Origin of the sequence: Chryseobacterium sp. Mn2064 (assembly GCF_049319685.1) — a bacterium.
Taxonomy (GTDB): Bacteria; Bacteroidota; Bacteroidia; order Flavobacteriales; family Weeksellaceae; genus Chryseobacterium.
On sequence record NZ_JBMOUE010000002.1, the window covers coordinates 1068536 to 1083804 of the forward strand.

The window sequence follows — 15269 nt, forward strand, 5'->3', positions numbered from 1 at the left end:
CCCCCAAAAGCTAAAAGAAGCGCATCAGAAAAGGATATTCTCATCAATACCCGATAATTTTTATAGAAAATCTTCGATAATTTTTAAAACTTTAAAAAAAAATAAAGCATTTCAAATATTATGAGAATTTTAACAAATATTAAAATTAAAATTAAAATACACCATTTGGTGTCATGAAGTAAAAAATATAAACTAAAACAAGATGTTTACGTGAAAATTATACGCAAAATACATGCTTATTTTAAGAAAAAAATGATGAATTAATTGTGTTTTTTCTCTCAAATACTGCTAAGAATGACATGATAAAAAACAGTAAACCTTCCTTACAATAAAGTATTAGCAGATCAAAACAGAAAAAAATTATCTAAAATTTGATTTTAAATTAAAAATACATAAAAGTCAACATGATAATATTTTATACCACAAAGATTAAAAATCAACAAAAAAAGCATCCCAAAATCTGGAATGCTTTTTATAATCATAGAATAAAATATTACTAGTTCTGATAACTATAATATCTTGCTCCTATCAAAACAGGATTATCCGTCTCAATTGAGATAAGCCCGAAACCTTTATAGTTTTTGTTTACAGATTCTTCAAGTTGTTTTCTATGAAGTTTTTCATAGGTTTCAAAATCGATAGCGGTACGGTGATTAATATTTTCAAACAAATTCCACTTTTCAACAACTTTTTTCCAGTTTTCAGAAACCTTTCCAGCAAAAACTTTAGATTTCGATCCGCTTCCATATCCTACAAACCCAATTTCTTTTCCGGTAAGCTCTTCATTTTCGTTCAAAGAAGTCTGAAGCCCGGAAAGAAGTGCCATAAAAATAGAAGCAGTATACATATTTCCTATTTCAGAAGAAGCTCTTTGAGTCTTTTCTATCTTATCATTGATCAGCTTCAGATAATTTTCAGATTTTGCGACTGCTTTTTGTTCTTCCTGGGTTTCATATGGCAGTCCGTTTTCAAGGCTGTATATTTCAGTAAACACTCTTTTTCCATGGAAAGCATACGGAAGGTGGAAGATGATATATTTCCAGTTTTCATAAGGTTTATCCTGCGCAATGACCTCTTTATAATGATGATATGCCTCTCTGATTCTATCCTGATAACATTGATTGGAATACTGTCCGTCAAAAACAGGCTCATCTGTAAAGATTTCAATTCTGTCCGGATAAGCTTCTGGAACATCCTTCAGGTCTACTTTTTTATATTGTCTTCTTGGTTTGAAAAAATCGAAAACACTTTCCGAAGCTACTCCCCAGTTATTTTCAATTTCAAGAAGATCAGGTTTTGAAGAGATCAATAAAGCAACAGCTCCACCTCCCTGAGTATATTCTCCTGAAGAAGCCAATTCATATTTTGCATAATCGCTGGCAATCACAACAGCTTTTTTATCTGGGTTTACCCTTACAAAATCTAAGGCATTATGAAGAGCATCCACTCCGCCTACACATGCAAAAGTCATATCCAGAACATCACAGTTTTTAAAGCTTCTCGCTCCAAATTCCCCCTCCAACACTTTTTCTACCATCTGTACGGCATAAGAAGCAGTAGGTTTTGCTGCATCTACAGCACTTTCGGTTCCCAGGTAAACTCTTGCAATTTCTTTTGGATTGATATTATAATCTTTTATAAGTCTCAACAATGCTTCTGCTGCAAATGTAGCGGCGTCTTCATGAACATCCGAAAGCCCCATTTTATGTAACCCTAATCCTTTTTCCAGCTTTGCCGGTTCTATTCCTCTTTTTTCTGCTAAATCCTTAATCTCCAAGTATAAAGAAGGCACATAATAGCTTGCCGCTTCAATTCCAAAACTCATAATTTTCTAAATTTTAAACGAATTTATGAAAGATAATGCAAAAAACAGTGATAAAAAATAGTAATTTTTATCATATTATTAAAAACCAATTGTAAAGCCCATATCACTTACAAAACACCAACAGTTTATAGTTCATGAAAGGAATTATCTGGCAGGAAATCATAAAACTCGATATACTTATATACCGTTATTCTGTCGCAAAGTTTTAATTTTTGGAACGACTGATTGTAAGAGAGCAAAGAATAGACTCAACTTCGTTGATTCGTTGAAGCTTTTTGATGAGTATTTCATTTTCAGTCATAAAAAACCCGGCCAATTGGCCGGGTTTCCTTTATTTATAATTTTCAATAGCTTTATTTAGTACATCAATTTGTTTATTGATACTTGCTGCACTTTGAGGATTCTGTCTCAGTAGTTCCATTTTCTTACTTAAACCATCTTTGAGAATCTGTAGCATCATCATTTTAGCCTGAGGATTATTAGCCATTTCATTTTTTGCATATCCTGCTATTTTTGTAATGCTTTCCGTAGCCTTCAGGTTATCTGAACTCATGATCCAGTTGAAACCATCTTCTGCAACTTTCCCTAATTCCGGATTCTGGAATTTGATGAACGGATAGAAAGCAGCCAGTGGCGTAATATTTGTCATCTGAGAAGTCACTTTATTCTTCACAATAATTGGAAGCATTTGCGCGCGAAGTTCGTCTGAGGCACCATCAAGATCAATTTTATCCGCCAGAGCACTTGCTTTTGAAGGATCAATTGTAAGAAGAGCACTTACAGAATTAGCTTTTACGGCATTCGAAACAGCATTTACTCCTTTTTCAAAGATTGGAAGATATTTTTTGTCTTTCGTTTTAGCCAAAGCAGCAATTGCTGAAGCCTGAACTAAGGTTTTCGGATCATTTGTTGCCAGTTTTTCTACTTCACCGCCCAAGGTTTTCATTTGTTCAGCATTGGTAAGGTCTATCATTCCCAAAGCTTTCATTCTTACTCTAAAGAAAGGATCTTTCAGTGCTGCTGCTAGCAATTTTACTGCTACAGGACTTTTTCCAATCTGATCTTTTATTCCGTTTAGAGCCGTATATCTGCTTTTAAATTCTTTGGAATTGGTAAATTGCAATAAGTTCTGTTCAGGAGTCTTTGTTTCTGTAATTTCAGCTACTAAAACGCCGTCTGCATTGATATTCAATAAATCCGGTGTTTTTGAAACATCAAAACTGAATGTATTTTTAGCTTCTGCATTTACCCAAACATTATACCTTTTTGGTTTTCCGTTATCGTATACATCAATAGCCAAAGGAAATTCGAAAGGCTGATCCTGCGTTTGATTGATCGTTACAGAAACCTGCTTTTTCACAGGTTCAAAAGTAGAAGTGTAATTGATTTTCGGGTTTCCACTTCCAAAATACCATTGATTGAAGAACCAGTTCAGGTCTTTCCCTGAAACTTTTTCAAAGGATAACCTTAATTGGTGCGCTTCTGCGTTTTGATATTCATAGGTTTTCAGGTAATCATTCATTCCTGCAAAGAAGGCATCATCACCAAGATAGTTTCTCAGCATGTTCAAAATTCCTCCTCCTTTCTGATAGGTTACAAGATCAAAAACATCTTCACGGGAATCATAGTTGAATCTTACCAGGTTTTTCTTAAAATCCCCTGGATTATGAATATACATATTAACATCAGTCATCAAATGATAGTCTGCCTGATCTTTTCCATACTTATGTTCATTCCAAAGGTATTCTGAATAATTGGCAAAAGATTCATTCACGGTAAGATTACTCCAGCTTTCTGCTGTCACCAAGTCTCCAAACCAATGATGGAATAGCTCGTGAGCAATGGTATCTTCCCATTTATTCTCATCAATAAGCTGTCCCGGTTTTTGAAGAACATCACTTCCATGAAGCGTTGCCGTAGTGTTTTCCATTGCCCCACTCACATAATTTCTCCCTGAAATCTGCGCATATTTCACCCAAGGATAATCATAATTCATTTTCTTCGAGAAAAAATCAATCATTTCCGGGGTATTTCCGTAGATCTGTTTAGCGTAAGGTTCGTATTCTTTTTCTACGTAATAGTCAACCGGAATATTCTTCCATTTGTCTTTTACGATCGCATATTCTCCTACTCCCATGAAGAAAAGGTAAGTAGAATGTCTTTTATCCATCACCCAGTGGTCTGTTCTCAGGCCTTTTGATTCTTTTTGAGATTCTTTTAAAACTCCGTTTGAAAGAGTAACGTATTTATCAGGAACGGTCATGTAGATTTCCTGGGTTGTTTTCTGATTGGGTTTATCAATAGTTGGGAACCATGCGGAAGAAGATTCTGTTTCTCCTTGAGTCCAGATCTGTGTTGGAAGATCAGGATCTGTTCCCTGTGCATTGATGAAATAAAGTCCTTTTGCATCATTAATTGCCATACTTCCCTCCTGCTTTACTTCGTTCGGGCGAGAGGTGTATTTGATGTAAACTGTATAATCCTGATTTTTCTGATATGTTTTATCAAGGGTAATTGTCAGGACGTCGTTTTTATAATCGTATTTTAGCGGTGATTTTTTCCCGTTATTATCAAGAGCCACTTCATGAATCAGCATTCCTTTTGCGTCAAGAGTCAGTTCGTTGGTAGGGTAAAAATAAGGTGAAGCGTTAAGCCATTCTTCTCCATTCATCTGTTCTTTTTGGTAATCAAAATTCACTTTCAGCTTGGTGTGCTTCAGTTCCGTTACTTTGGTATGAGTAGCTCTGTATACTTTGTCTCTTCCAGAAGTTTCGGTTTGCGCTGTGACTTTTGCGGAAAAGAAGATTCCCAGTACAGCAATTGATAAAATGGCCTTTTTCATCTGTCTACTTTATTATTTTTTTGAATTATTTCTTTATTATTATATCAAAAATATCATTTACAAGTGTTTCATAATCTCCTTTTTTAAGCTGTTCTTTTGTTTTTGCAAAAGCTTTTTTGAGTTCACTTTCCGGGTTTTCATCATCTACAATTTCTGCAGAAGCCACACCTTTCAGCTGAAGAATTGCATTTTTCAAGACTTCAATGTCTATGTTGTTTTCGATATTTATTTTTAAATATTTCATGATGTATTCTGTGATAAGGATTTGATTTTTCATGACCGTTTTCTCCATTCATTTTCAAAATTAAAATAACAACGGTTCTTCTTTCAAATGTAAAACTTATTTCAGAAACAATTGCTAAAAGAAAGGGTGTTTCAGGTTTTTGTATTACAAATCTTTGAATAAAAGATTATTTTGAGCGGTTCATTTTACCGTTTTTATATTGAAATAGTATGGTACAGTCTTTTTGTGTTTCCACATTATACACATGAATCTTTTGCGGATCTATACCGTTTACCTTACACAGCATAGGGCTCTCCCAACTTTTGTAGAAAAGAGGTTCTCTTAATGTAAGGTTCGGATTGGTTTTTATTTCGTTAAAAACATCATAATCTACACAGACATTTCCGGCTTTAATATTATTTTCTTTGAGCGCTACACTCAACTTACTGAATATCTCATTATTGAACTTACTTGCATAGATCCATGAGCTTTTTACACTTATATTGGTGATTATGAAAAGAAAGGCAATACCAGCAAAAAAGACACTGATGGTTCTGCTTTGCCAACTCATCTTAAGAGACAGATAAATCACGCCAAAAATGATGAATAAAGTATAGAAAAGTCTTATTGCACCAAGGTTTCGGTTTTCAAATCCGAAAAGTGTTGGAATATAGGAGGAGAAGAAATAGATACTGAGTCCTATTAATATACAGATGAAGGAAATAATCATTAGTTTTTTATAATCCTGTTCTTTTCCTTTAAAGTCATAATTGGAGAATATTTTATATACTACTGATGGAATTGCTAATGACAAAGCTATTTCGAAGATATTCATTCTTCTCACGTTCAGTATTCCTTTATATATTCCTTCAAAAAAATCTCTAAAAAACATCTTCACAGCACACATTACCACAAAAACGACTCTTTTATATTCAAATATTTTGCTTACTTCATCTCTTTGGTAAGAGTGCACAAATATACTGGGTTGGATGATCTTTCTGAAAATAAAAATTGTTCCTAATGTAAGAATAGCAAATATAATTCTGTCCTTATTTTCTTTGATAAGAAACAAGGGAAGAAGCAGTAAAGGAAGAAAAATTTCATAACTGAAAACAGAAGCGATAAAAAACAGCGAACTTATTAATATACTTTTCCTTATATAGGCATAGTAAATGCTTAATGCAAAAAAAATAGTCGCCAGATTTGAATTGAGCATAATTGTTGAAAACTGAATGCTTGTTCCTATCAGAGAACACGAATACAGCAAAGTCATAAGGCCCGCCAATTCTTTTGACAAAATCTTACTGCCCACCCAATATATTGCCATCAGTGAAAGTGGAAAAAAGAGCATTCCCAGAAAGTAAACGGAGTCATTATTCCTTGAAAGAAATGTCAAGGTCCCTGTTACAATCCCAGACACAGGTCTGGCAGCCATTATTTGGGAATCGAGAAAAGTATAGAGATAACTGAAATAGGAAGCGGGAACGGATTCTAATACATAAAAGCCGGCCAAATCATCTGTAAGTATTGCTCTCTCCTGAAAAACAGACAAAAAAACGTAGAAGCTATAAACAACTACTAGAATATTTAAAAACAGCAGATAATTATTGCCTATTTTTTCTTTCATATTATTTTTTCAAAACTTGTGACAGAAATTGATCTTCTGGTAGGGTCAAAAATAATAGAAATATTGTAATTACAAAACAATTCCAGCAATATATCTCTGAAGTTAAATTGCTACCGGAGCTTTAATGCCTGGATGCGGATCGTAGTTTTCCAATGTAAAATCTTCAAAGTTAAAATCAAAAATATCTTTGATCTCAGGATTCAGCTTCATCGTTGGAAGTGGTCTTGGTTCTCTTGAAAGCTGCCTGTTTACCTGTTCAAAATGGTTGTTGTAGATATGAACATCTCCAAAACTATGAACATAATCACCTACTTCAAGATCACAAACCTGGGCTACCATCATCAATAGTAAAGCATAGCTGGCAATATTAAACGGTACTCCAAGGAAAACATCAGCACTTCTCTGATACAGTTGAAGAGAAAGTTTACCATCTGCCACATAAAACTGGAATAATGCATGACACGGGGCAAGTGCCATGTTTGGAATTTCAGCAACGTTCCATGCCGAAACAATCAATCTTCTGGAATCCGGGTTCTTTTTGATTTGGTCGATCACTTCGGCAATCTGATCTACTATTTTACCGTCAGCTCCCTGCCAGCTTCTCCATTGCGCACCATATACAGGCCCAAGTTCACCCTGTTCGTTGGCCCATTCATCCCAAATACTTACTCCATTATCCTTTAGATATTTGATATTGGTGTCTCCTTTCAAAAACCACAGCAATTCATAAATAATGGATTTTAAATGCACCTTTTTAGTAGTTACCAAAGGAAAACCTTTTGACAGGTCATATCTAAGCTGATATCCGAAAACACTTCTGGTTCCGGTACCGGTTCTGTCGGTTTTATCGGTTCCGTTGTCTAGGATATGTTGTAAAAGATCCAGGTAATTTTGCATTTTGAAAGGAATTTTATGCCCCAAATTTAGTAAAAAGCATTAAAAAAAGCACTCACTTTCATGAATGCTTTTTATAAGTAGTATATCATTTTTCTATTAACCGGCTGGCTACCTGTCGTATAGATTTAATAATAATTTTACCAGATCGTTTCTATATTTTGCTGAACGGTATTGATTGTAAAAGATTCTCCCGCTTTTTTTCCATACATCATTTTTACCAAAGGAGATTCTGCGGAAACGGTCATGATTTTCTGATTTTCCCATACAATTTCTCCCAATGAAGCAGAAACATAGAATATTCCTTTATTGGTTTTTACTAATGCTCCGTTTTGAACTTTTTCAGACGGATCGGCTGTGATTTTCTGCAAAACAGATTGTTGGTTCAACGTCTCATTAAGCTGCCGCTGAAGATTATTGATCTCCTGCTGAAGCATCTCTCTTCCGGTTTCATATTTGTCTCCCATGGAGCTTTTGGTATCGTTATTAGAAGCTCTCGTTTCTGCAATCAGATTTTCAAAATACTGGATCTTTTCTGTAATTTTTGTATTGATTGTATTTAATATCTCCTGTTTGTTCATTGTCATGATCGTTGTTTTATAATGAATGGTAGAAACCACCCCGTCAAAATCATAAATTTTGACACCCCTCCAGCGGAGGGGAATTGAGTACCTTTAAAGACTAGTTATTAAGACTTTACAGTTCCAGTCAGAATTTCAAAGGTTTTACTGCTTATTTTTCAAATACGGCATAGTCTGAAACTTTGAAGCTGAAATCTTTTCCGTTGTTGAAATCTCTTCTGGTTTTATCAAAAACATTTCTGAAGGTTCCTGATACGTGCTCATCTTCTATTGAAAAGTTCACAGATTCTTTTGACATATTCAGGACAACCAATACTTCATCTTTTCCATTTTTTCTTACGTAAGCCAGAATTTTATCATTGGCTGTTGTATTGAGTAGATAGGTCGTTACATTGGGGTCTCCGCCTCTTAAAGCTGGGTTGGAAGATTTTAAGTCTAATAATGTTTTATAAAAATCAGCAACCTGATACGTATTGGTCCATTTAATGACATCTTTTTCGAAAAACTCAAGTCTTTTCATATTGGGAAGCTCCTGCCCTGAATACAATAACGGTACTCCGTTCCATGTTGCAGAGAATACCGCCATAGGTTTTGTAATGACTCCGTATTTTTCGTATTCTGTTCCATTCCATGAATTTTCATCGTGATTTGCAGTAAACCACGCTCTCATAGAAGCATCTCCGATATTGGAATATTGCACCAGCAAATCCTTAAGCTCCTGAAGAGGTTCATTTTTCTTGTAATAATCGGCAGACTTATGCATCCACTTCCAGGAATAGCTGGCATCAAAAACTTTTCCATACTCCGGGCTTTCCAGTTCGTCAAATTCTCCCAGCCAGAAAAGAGGTTTTACTTTTTCCACTTCCGGACGGGCCTGTTCCCAGAAATCTACTTCTACCCATGAAGCCAGGTCGCATCTGAAACCATCGATATCTGTTTCCTGTATCCAAAACTTCATGGCATCGATCATCGCATGACGCATTTCCTGGTTTTTATAATCCAGTTCGATGATATCATCCATTCCTGAAGCAATATGAAATTGTCCGTCCGCATCCTTCAAATAAAATTCGGGATGTGTTTTGGTCCAGACATGATCCCAGCCGGTATGGTTGGCAACCCAGTCGATAATGACTTTAAAACCTAATCGGTGTGCTTCATTCACCATATCTTTAAAATCCTGCAGGGTTCCGAACTCCGGATTGACAGAGGTGTAATCTGCGGCTGCATAAGGACTACCCAAACTACCTTTTTTCTTCAGTTGAGCGATGGGCGTAATAGGCATAAACCAAAGGGTTTTAACTCCCATAGATTTCAGTCGGGGCATTTCTTTGGCAAAAGCCCTGAAGGTTCCTTCCTGAGTATATTGTCTGATATTTACTTCGTAGATATTGGTGGTGTGTTTCCATTCTTTTGGCAATACTGTCATCTTCTTTGTATTTTTTTGAGTGGTACAGGAAACAATTCCCAGACCAATTATGGCTAATAAAATTAATTTTCTCATTAATCTATTTTTAACAAAAATAAGGATTGTTTTTTGGGTGAAAAGGGGAAATTGTAAAAAGGTAAACCTGCTGATGGGTTATTTATTGAAAAGACAAAAAAAGCCCCGGATTAAAATCCAGGGCTATATATTGTATTGATTATCTTTCATCGTCGTTGTCATCCTCATCATCAAAGACATCATCGTTGTAGTCTTCTTCTTCCTCATCATCGAAATTGTCATCATCCTCGTCTGAGAAATTTCCTCCAGCTCCGAAATCATCATCGAACCCGAATTCATCGTCTGCCAAAGGCATTGCTGATTTCTTTTTGCTGCCTCCTGCACTTCCGTTCTTGCTTGGTGCCTTCAAAGGGACATTTCCAAACCTGTATACGGTGATTGGGTAGTTTACGCCTTTGGTCTCATCAATTACTTCTATAAGCTCACAGAAGAATTCCCAAAGATCTAAAAGCCCATACTGGAACTGTGCTTTGTCACCTACACTTTCAAAAGCCTCATCAATGTAAACGTCTGACATAATCTCACCGTCACCATCATCGCTCATATCTTCCAACGGAACACTTTTTACTATCGTTCCGTCATCTTCTAACAGATTAAAAGTAGAAAGCTCATCTCCCTGCAGACTGAATGCACTTTTAATTCCTAAATGTAAGTTCCATAATGTTTGTTTTCCTTTAACTTCAATATCACGGAAAATATCCTCTTTCGCATCTAATATTACGCGGATTTTGTAAACCATATCAGTTTCTTAAATTACTTTTTTGCCTTTATAATTATGATAAATCTCTGTTGCAAATATATAATAAATGAGAGGTGACAAAAAAATATTTGAGGATTTTTTAAAATATTTTTTTTTCTTACATTTTGCCGAACTTATTTACTTTTTTCAAGCATAAAACTGAATTTTGTTCCTTCAAGATAAACACTCTCCACTGTAATGTTTTCGTTGTGAGCTTCAAGGATGTGCTTTACGATCGCTAAACCTAATCCGGAACCGCCTTCTCTTCTGCTTCGGCTTGTTTCTACCCGGTAGAATCTTTCAAAGATTCTTGGAAGAATTTCAGATTTTATCCCCATCCCGTTATCGATGACTTCTATCAAAACTTTATTTTTCAAGATGCTGGTTTTTACAATGACTTTTGCTTCCTGTCTGTTAGCGTAATGAATTGCATTGGAAATCAAATTAATAAAAACCTGGGAAATTTTCTGCTTATCAGCTTCAACAAAAATCTGCGGATGAAGGGTCTGAATCTGTAATGTTGTATTTCTTTTCTCGGCCTCAAGGTCAAGAAGGTCAAAAATTTCCTTTATCAGAAGATTGACATCAAATTTTGAAACGGTAAGGTTGATTTCGCCTGCTTCCAGCCTGTTGATCATATCAAGGTCGGTAACAATGGCAATAAGTCTTTCGACAGATTTATCTATTCTTTCGAGGTATTTGTCTCTGATGGTAAGATTGTCTACTCCCCCGTCTCTAAGGGTTTCTACATATCCCTGAATAGAAAAAAGAGGGGTTTTGAGCTCATGGGAAACGTTTCCGATGTATTCTTTACGGTAGCTTTCCATTTCCTTCATCATATCAATTTCCGTTGCTCTCTGCTGGTTGAGATCCGAGAATCTTTCTCCCAGTTCTTTAATGGTGATATTTTCATCATTATCCTGAACCATTTCCTGAGGAAGAATACCGGAAAGTCCTCTTACCTGCTTCTTTCCGTAATAGTTGAAAAGAAGTTCAAGAACCACATAGTTGATAATAAATATGAGGATTACACAGATCAGAAGACCGGTCTTGAATAAAGGGGTCTCCTGATAGATATCTTTTAGTGAATCAAAAATGATGACTAAAAAAAGCATCACCAATGTCAGTAGACAAGAGGCAACAAGGGTAAGTCTGTAAAATTTCAATTTTACAAAATTTTAAGGATTGAACGTAAAGTTAGAACTTTTTTATGATTAAACGATCAGTTTATAACCAATACCTTTTAAAGTCTGAATGGTATTGATTCCTAATTTTTCTCTTAATCTTCTGATGTGAACATCAATAGTTCTTTCTCCTACAATCACATCATTCCCCCAAACTTTCTCCAGAATTTCTTCTCTTTTGAAAACTTTTTCAGTATTGGAAGCCAATAGATACAGTAAATCAAACTCTTTTTTAGGTAAAAGAAATTGCTGCCCGCTTTTGGAAACTCTGAAATTGTCTTTATCAATAACAAGATCACCAATTTCAATAAGTTTAGCGTTATCAGAAACCTGAGAGGTTAGCTGTAATAAGGCGTTTACTTTAGAAATAAGGATTTTCGGTTTGATCAGTTTTACCACGTAGTCATTAGCACCTGCCTGGAAACCTGCCAATTGAGAAAACTCTTCGCTTCTTGCGGAAAGAAAAACGATAAGTGTTTTTTGAAGTTCTTTCACTTTACGAAGTTCCTGACAGGTTTCGATACCATCTTTTTCAGGCATCATTACATCTAACAGGATAAGATCGGGGATAATTTCCTTTGCTTTCTCTATACCTTCGTTACCATTAGTAGCGGTATAAATATCATAACCTTCTTTTTCTAAATTGTAAGACAGAATCTCTAAAATGTCCAGTTCATCGTCTATTAAAAGAATTTTTTTGCTCATCTTCTAGTTTAAGAATTCCCACAAAAATAGCTATTTTCATTGGTCTTCGTTATTATGTTATGTTAACTAATTATTAAAAAACATATTGTTAATTTTAAATTAAAAAATCAACAATAAAAACACTTAATAAATACATATTAAACAAATATACTAAATATTTCATAAAATAAAAACAAAAAACGCATCGGTAAAAAATGAATTTCACGCCCTTTCAATAGATCTTATCTATTAACACAAACTTCACAATTAATTAAAATTCTCCTAAAGTTTTCTTAAAATCTTAGCCTTTATTTTGCCCTTGAAAAAGAAGTAAAAGAAGTAATAATGAAAAAACAACTCCACAAGAGCATTGTGCTACTTGCCTTGTTTTCTGCTGGCTATGCGTTTGCACAAAGTCAGATTCTGGAAGGTAGGGTATTGGACGAGAAAGACAATACTCCTATACAAGGTGTAAAGGTAAAAGTAAATGATCAGGAAGTAACCACTGACATTTCCGGATACTACTCTATCAACTTATCACCCGGCACCAATTACATTATAACAGTAAGTTCTAATGGATACAACAAAAAAGAGATTAGTGAAGTTATTGTAAAAAATGACAGTAATACTCATCTTGATATTGTGTTGGACAAGCCAACTACCAAAGAAAAAGAAATTGAGGGAGTTGTCATCAGATCAAACGCCAGAAAAGAAACCATCGCTTCTACTATCGGATTACAAAAGAATGCCGGTGTAGTTTCTCAGGTTATCGGGGTTGAAGCCATTAAAAGAAGCCCGGACAGAAACACCGGAGAAGTTCTGAAAAGAGTTTCGGGAGTGAGTTTGTTCGATGGAAAATACATTGTTGTAAGAGGTTTATCTGACCGTTACAACCAGGCAATGTTAAATGGTATTCAGCTTTCCAGTACGGAGCCAGACCGCAAAACATTCTCTTTTGACCTTTTTCCAGCGAACGTTATCGAAACACTAGTGATCAACAAAACCTTTATTCCTGAATATACAGGTGAATGGGGAGGTGGATTGATCCAGGTAAATACAAAAGATATTCCCAATAAAGATTTCCTGAATGTACAGGTAGGTGTTGGAGGCAACACGGCTACTATGGGCCAGGAATTCTATATGCAGAAAGGCGGAAAATGGGACTTTTTAGGTATTGATGACGGTACCCGAAAGCTTCCTACCAATATGCCTGCTAAAAACGCTTTCAGTATTTTAACAGAAGCTCAGAAAACTGAAATTGGTAAAGGATACACAAAGAATTTAGGATATAATACTGTAGGATATCCTGAAAACATCAGCTTACAATTGGACGGAGGTTTCAATACAAAACTTTTCGGAAAGGATTTAGGAGTAATTGCAGTGTTAAATTACAGTAATAATAAAAGAAGAACAGAGTCTACCAACCGTTTCTTTACCATCAACAATCAACTTGCAGATACCAACTTTGACTATTTTACTGAAAAGTATAGCAATGATGTGATCCTGGGAGGGATGTTGAATCTTTCTTTAAAGTTTAACAACAACAATAAAATTTCCCTAAAGAATATCATCACCAGCAATACGGTGAACCATATGTCTTTCAGAACCGGAAAGGATTTCGAATTTGATCCTATCAACGGAACCAACATTATGGCAAGGGAAATAGGTTTCAAACAAACTACTTTCTATAACTCTACCATTAATGGTACTCACAAAATAGATGCTCTGGGCGGATTTACCGTGAACTGGTACGGAAGTTTCGGGATCCTGGATCAGTATATTCCATTGTTACAGCGTTTGCAGTATAACCAATATACAAACTTGGATGGAAGCCCTTATCTGGCACTGATCTCTAATGGTCTTTCTCAGAAATCCGGGAGTGTTTTCTACTCTACACTAAGCGACTATTTATATAATGCCGGTGGGGATATTTCCAAAACATTCACCATGTTCGGTCAAAAACAGACCATCAAAGGTGGGTATTTATTCCAGGTAAAAGACAGAATTTACAACTCAAGACCTTTCTCTGTAAGGCTTGAAAAATATAATCAGGGATTACTTTCTCAGCCATTTGAGACTATTTTTAATCCAAACAACTTCGGAAACGACGGAAGATTTACATTTGATGAAATCGCCGGAGATCAGTACCGATATATCGCCAACACGATCCTTAATGCAGGATATTTACAGTTTGACAACAACTTTACACCATGGTTAAGAGCTGTTTGGGGATTAAGAGTTGAGAATTTTGACCAGTTAGTGGGAAGCACAAAAAGAAGTGATGACCGTTTTGTAAATACACGAGTAACCGACTTCTTACCAGCCTTAAACTTAACATTCAAGGTAAATCCTAAAATGAACATTCGTCTTGCAGGTTCTCAAACTGTGGTAAGACCGGAATTCAGAGAGGTTTCTCCTTTGGCATATTATGATTTCGATCTGGGAGCTACTGTTATTGGTAACAAATCTATTGAAAGAACGAAAATTACAAGTGCCGACCTTCGTTGGGAATTCTATCCAAGAAACGGAGAGATCGTTTCCGTGGCAGGTTTCTATAAAAACTTCAAAAAGCCGATCGAGTTGTACTTTAACCAATCAGGGGTAGGTACAAGTAACACGTTCAACTATCTTAACGTAGATAAGGCGGATGCTTATGGACTGGAGGTTGAATTCAGAAAAAAGCTTGACTTTACAAGTGCTCTGAAAAACTTCACTTTAGGTGGAAACTTCGCATTGATCAAGAACAGAGTAACGGATGAAGCTACAAAGATTGACAGACCAATGCAGGGGCAGTCTCCGTACACCATCAACTTAAGTCTTCAGTATGATGCTGAGAAAAGCGGATGGAGCTCTACGGTACTTTTCAACATGATCGGAAGAAGAATCCTTTATGTAGGAAACGATCAGGTTCCACCAATCTGGGAAGCACCAAGACCTTTACTTGACTTTCAGGTAGCTAAGAAAATCTGGAAAAACAAAGGAGAAATCAAGCTTAATGTTTCTGATATCCTGAACCGTCGTGCTAAATTCTACCATGACCTGAACGACAATGGCAAATATGACGGCAAAGATGCTCTTGCTATTGAAAGACTTACAGGAACCAATATCAGCTTAACACTGGGATACAGTTTTTAATTCACTCAACAAATAATCTAATAAAAATAATTTA

Annotated in this window: 11 protein-coding genes; 1 reads left to right on the plus strand and 10 read right to left on the minus strand. The window is 35.7% G+C overall.

The features are described 5' to 3' along the window. Positions 1–496: 496 nt before the first annotated feature. From ACL9RH_RS11915 to ACL9RH_RS11960, 10 genes are all read right to left on the minus strand, one after another. The gene (locus tag ACL9RH_RS11915) at positions 497–1825 is read right to left on the minus strand and encodes a hydroxymethylglutaryl-CoA synthase family protein (RefSeq protein ID WP_422693584.1); all 1329 of its coding nucleotides are present in this window, start codon (positions 1823–1825) and stop codon (positions 497–499) included. A gap of 331 nt (positions 1826–2156) precedes the next feature. Further along, entirely contained in the window at positions 2157–4667 is a 2511-nt protein-coding gene (locus tag ACL9RH_RS11920) for a M1 family metallopeptidase (protein WP_422693585.1), read from the minus strand. 25 nt (positions 4668–4692) lie between these two features. Beyond that, on the minus strand, positions 4693–4944 hold the full coding sequence (locus tag ACL9RH_RS11925) for a hypothetical protein (RefSeq protein ID WP_422693586.1): 252 nt from the start codon (positions 4942–4944) through the stop codon (positions 4693–4695). 133 nt (positions 4945–5077) lie between these two features. Next, positions 5078–6517 (minus strand): hypothetical protein, encoded by a 1440-nt coding sequence (locus tag ACL9RH_RS11930; RefSeq protein WP_422693587.1) that lies wholly within the window; start codon positions 6515–6517, stop codon positions 5078–5080. A 102-nt stretch (positions 6518–6619) separates the two neighbouring features. After that, positions 6620–7414 (minus strand): thymidylate synthase, encoded by a 795-nt coding sequence (locus ACL9RH_RS11935; RefSeq protein WP_422693588.1) that lies wholly within the window; start codon positions 7412–7414, stop codon positions 6620–6622. A 137-nt stretch (positions 7415–7551) separates the two neighbouring features. Continuing rightward, positions 7552–7998 carry a hypothetical protein gene (locus tag ACL9RH_RS11940; protein WP_422693589.1) on the minus strand — a complete coding sequence of 149 codons (447 nt, stop codon included), beginning with the start codon at positions 7996–7998 and terminating at the stop codon, positions 7552–7554. 145 nt (positions 7999–8143) lie between these two features. Next, on the minus strand, positions 8144–9493 hold the full coding sequence (locus tag ACL9RH_RS11945) for an alpha-amylase family glycosyl hydrolase (RefSeq protein WP_422693590.1): 1350 nt from the start codon (positions 9491–9493) through the stop codon (positions 8144–8146). 139 nt (positions 9494–9632) lie between these two features. After that, complete coding sequence (locus ACL9RH_RS11950; RefSeq protein WP_422693591.1) at positions 9633–10232, minus strand: IS1096 element passenger TnpR family protein; 600 nt, start codon at positions 10230–10232, stop codon at positions 9633–9635. Between the two features lie 134 nt (positions 10233–10366). Then, entirely contained in the window at positions 10367–11398 is a 1032-nt protein-coding gene (locus ACL9RH_RS11955; protein WP_422693592.1) for a sensor histidine kinase, read from the minus strand. A 48-nt stretch (positions 11399–11446) separates the two neighbouring features. Then, positions 11447–12121: a response regulator gene (locus ACL9RH_RS11960; protein ID WP_292012013.1), complete on the minus strand. Its 675-nt coding sequence runs from the start codon at positions 12119–12121 to the stop codon at positions 11447–11449. Between the two features lie 324 nt (positions 12122–12445). Between ACL9RH_RS11960 and ACL9RH_RS11965 the strand changes: the two genes are divergently transcribed. Then, complete coding sequence (locus ACL9RH_RS11965) at positions 12446–15235, plus strand: TonB-dependent receptor domain-containing protein (RefSeq protein WP_422693593.1); 2790 nt, start codon at positions 12446–12448, stop codon at positions 15233–15235. Positions 15236–15269: the final 34 nt, after the last annotated feature.

Coding starts and splice junctions, on each gene's coding strand:
- ACL9RH_RS11915 (WP_422693584.1), bottom strand. CDS start 1,825: ATGAGTTTTGGAATTGAAGCGGCAAGCTATTATGTGCCTTCTTTATAC.
- ACL9RH_RS11920 (WP_422693585.1), bottom strand. CDS start 4,667: ATGAAAAAGGCCATTTTATCAATTGCTGTACTGGGAATCTTCTTTTCC.
- ACL9RH_RS11925 (WP_422693586.1), bottom strand. CDS start 4,944: ATGAAAAATCAAATCCTTATCACAGAATACATCATGAAATATTTAAAA.
- ACL9RH_RS11930 (WP_422693587.1), bottom strand. CDS start 6,517: ATGAAAGAAAAAATAGGCAATAATTATCTGCTGTTTTTAAATATTCTA.
- ACL9RH_RS11935 (WP_422693588.1), bottom strand. CDS start 7,414: ATGCAAAATTACCTGGATCTTTTACAACATATCCTAGACAACGGAACC.
- ACL9RH_RS11940 (WP_422693589.1), bottom strand. CDS start 7,998: ATGACAATGAACAAACAGGAGATATTAAATACAATCAATACAAAAATT.
- ACL9RH_RS11945 (WP_422693590.1), bottom strand. CDS start 9,493: ATGAGAAAATTAATTTTATTAGCCATAATTGGTCTGGGAATTGTTTCC.
- ACL9RH_RS11950 (WP_422693591.1), bottom strand. CDS start 10,232: ATGGTTTACAAAATCCGCGTAATATTAGATGCGAAAGAGGATATTTTC.
- ACL9RH_RS11960 (WP_292012013.1), bottom strand. CDS start 12,121: ATGAGCAAAAAAATTCTTTTAATAGACGATGAACTGGACATTTTAGAG.
- ACL9RH_RS11965 (WP_422693593.1), top strand. CDS start 12,446: ATGAAAAAACAACTCCACAAGAGCATTGTGCTACTTGCCTTGTTTTCT.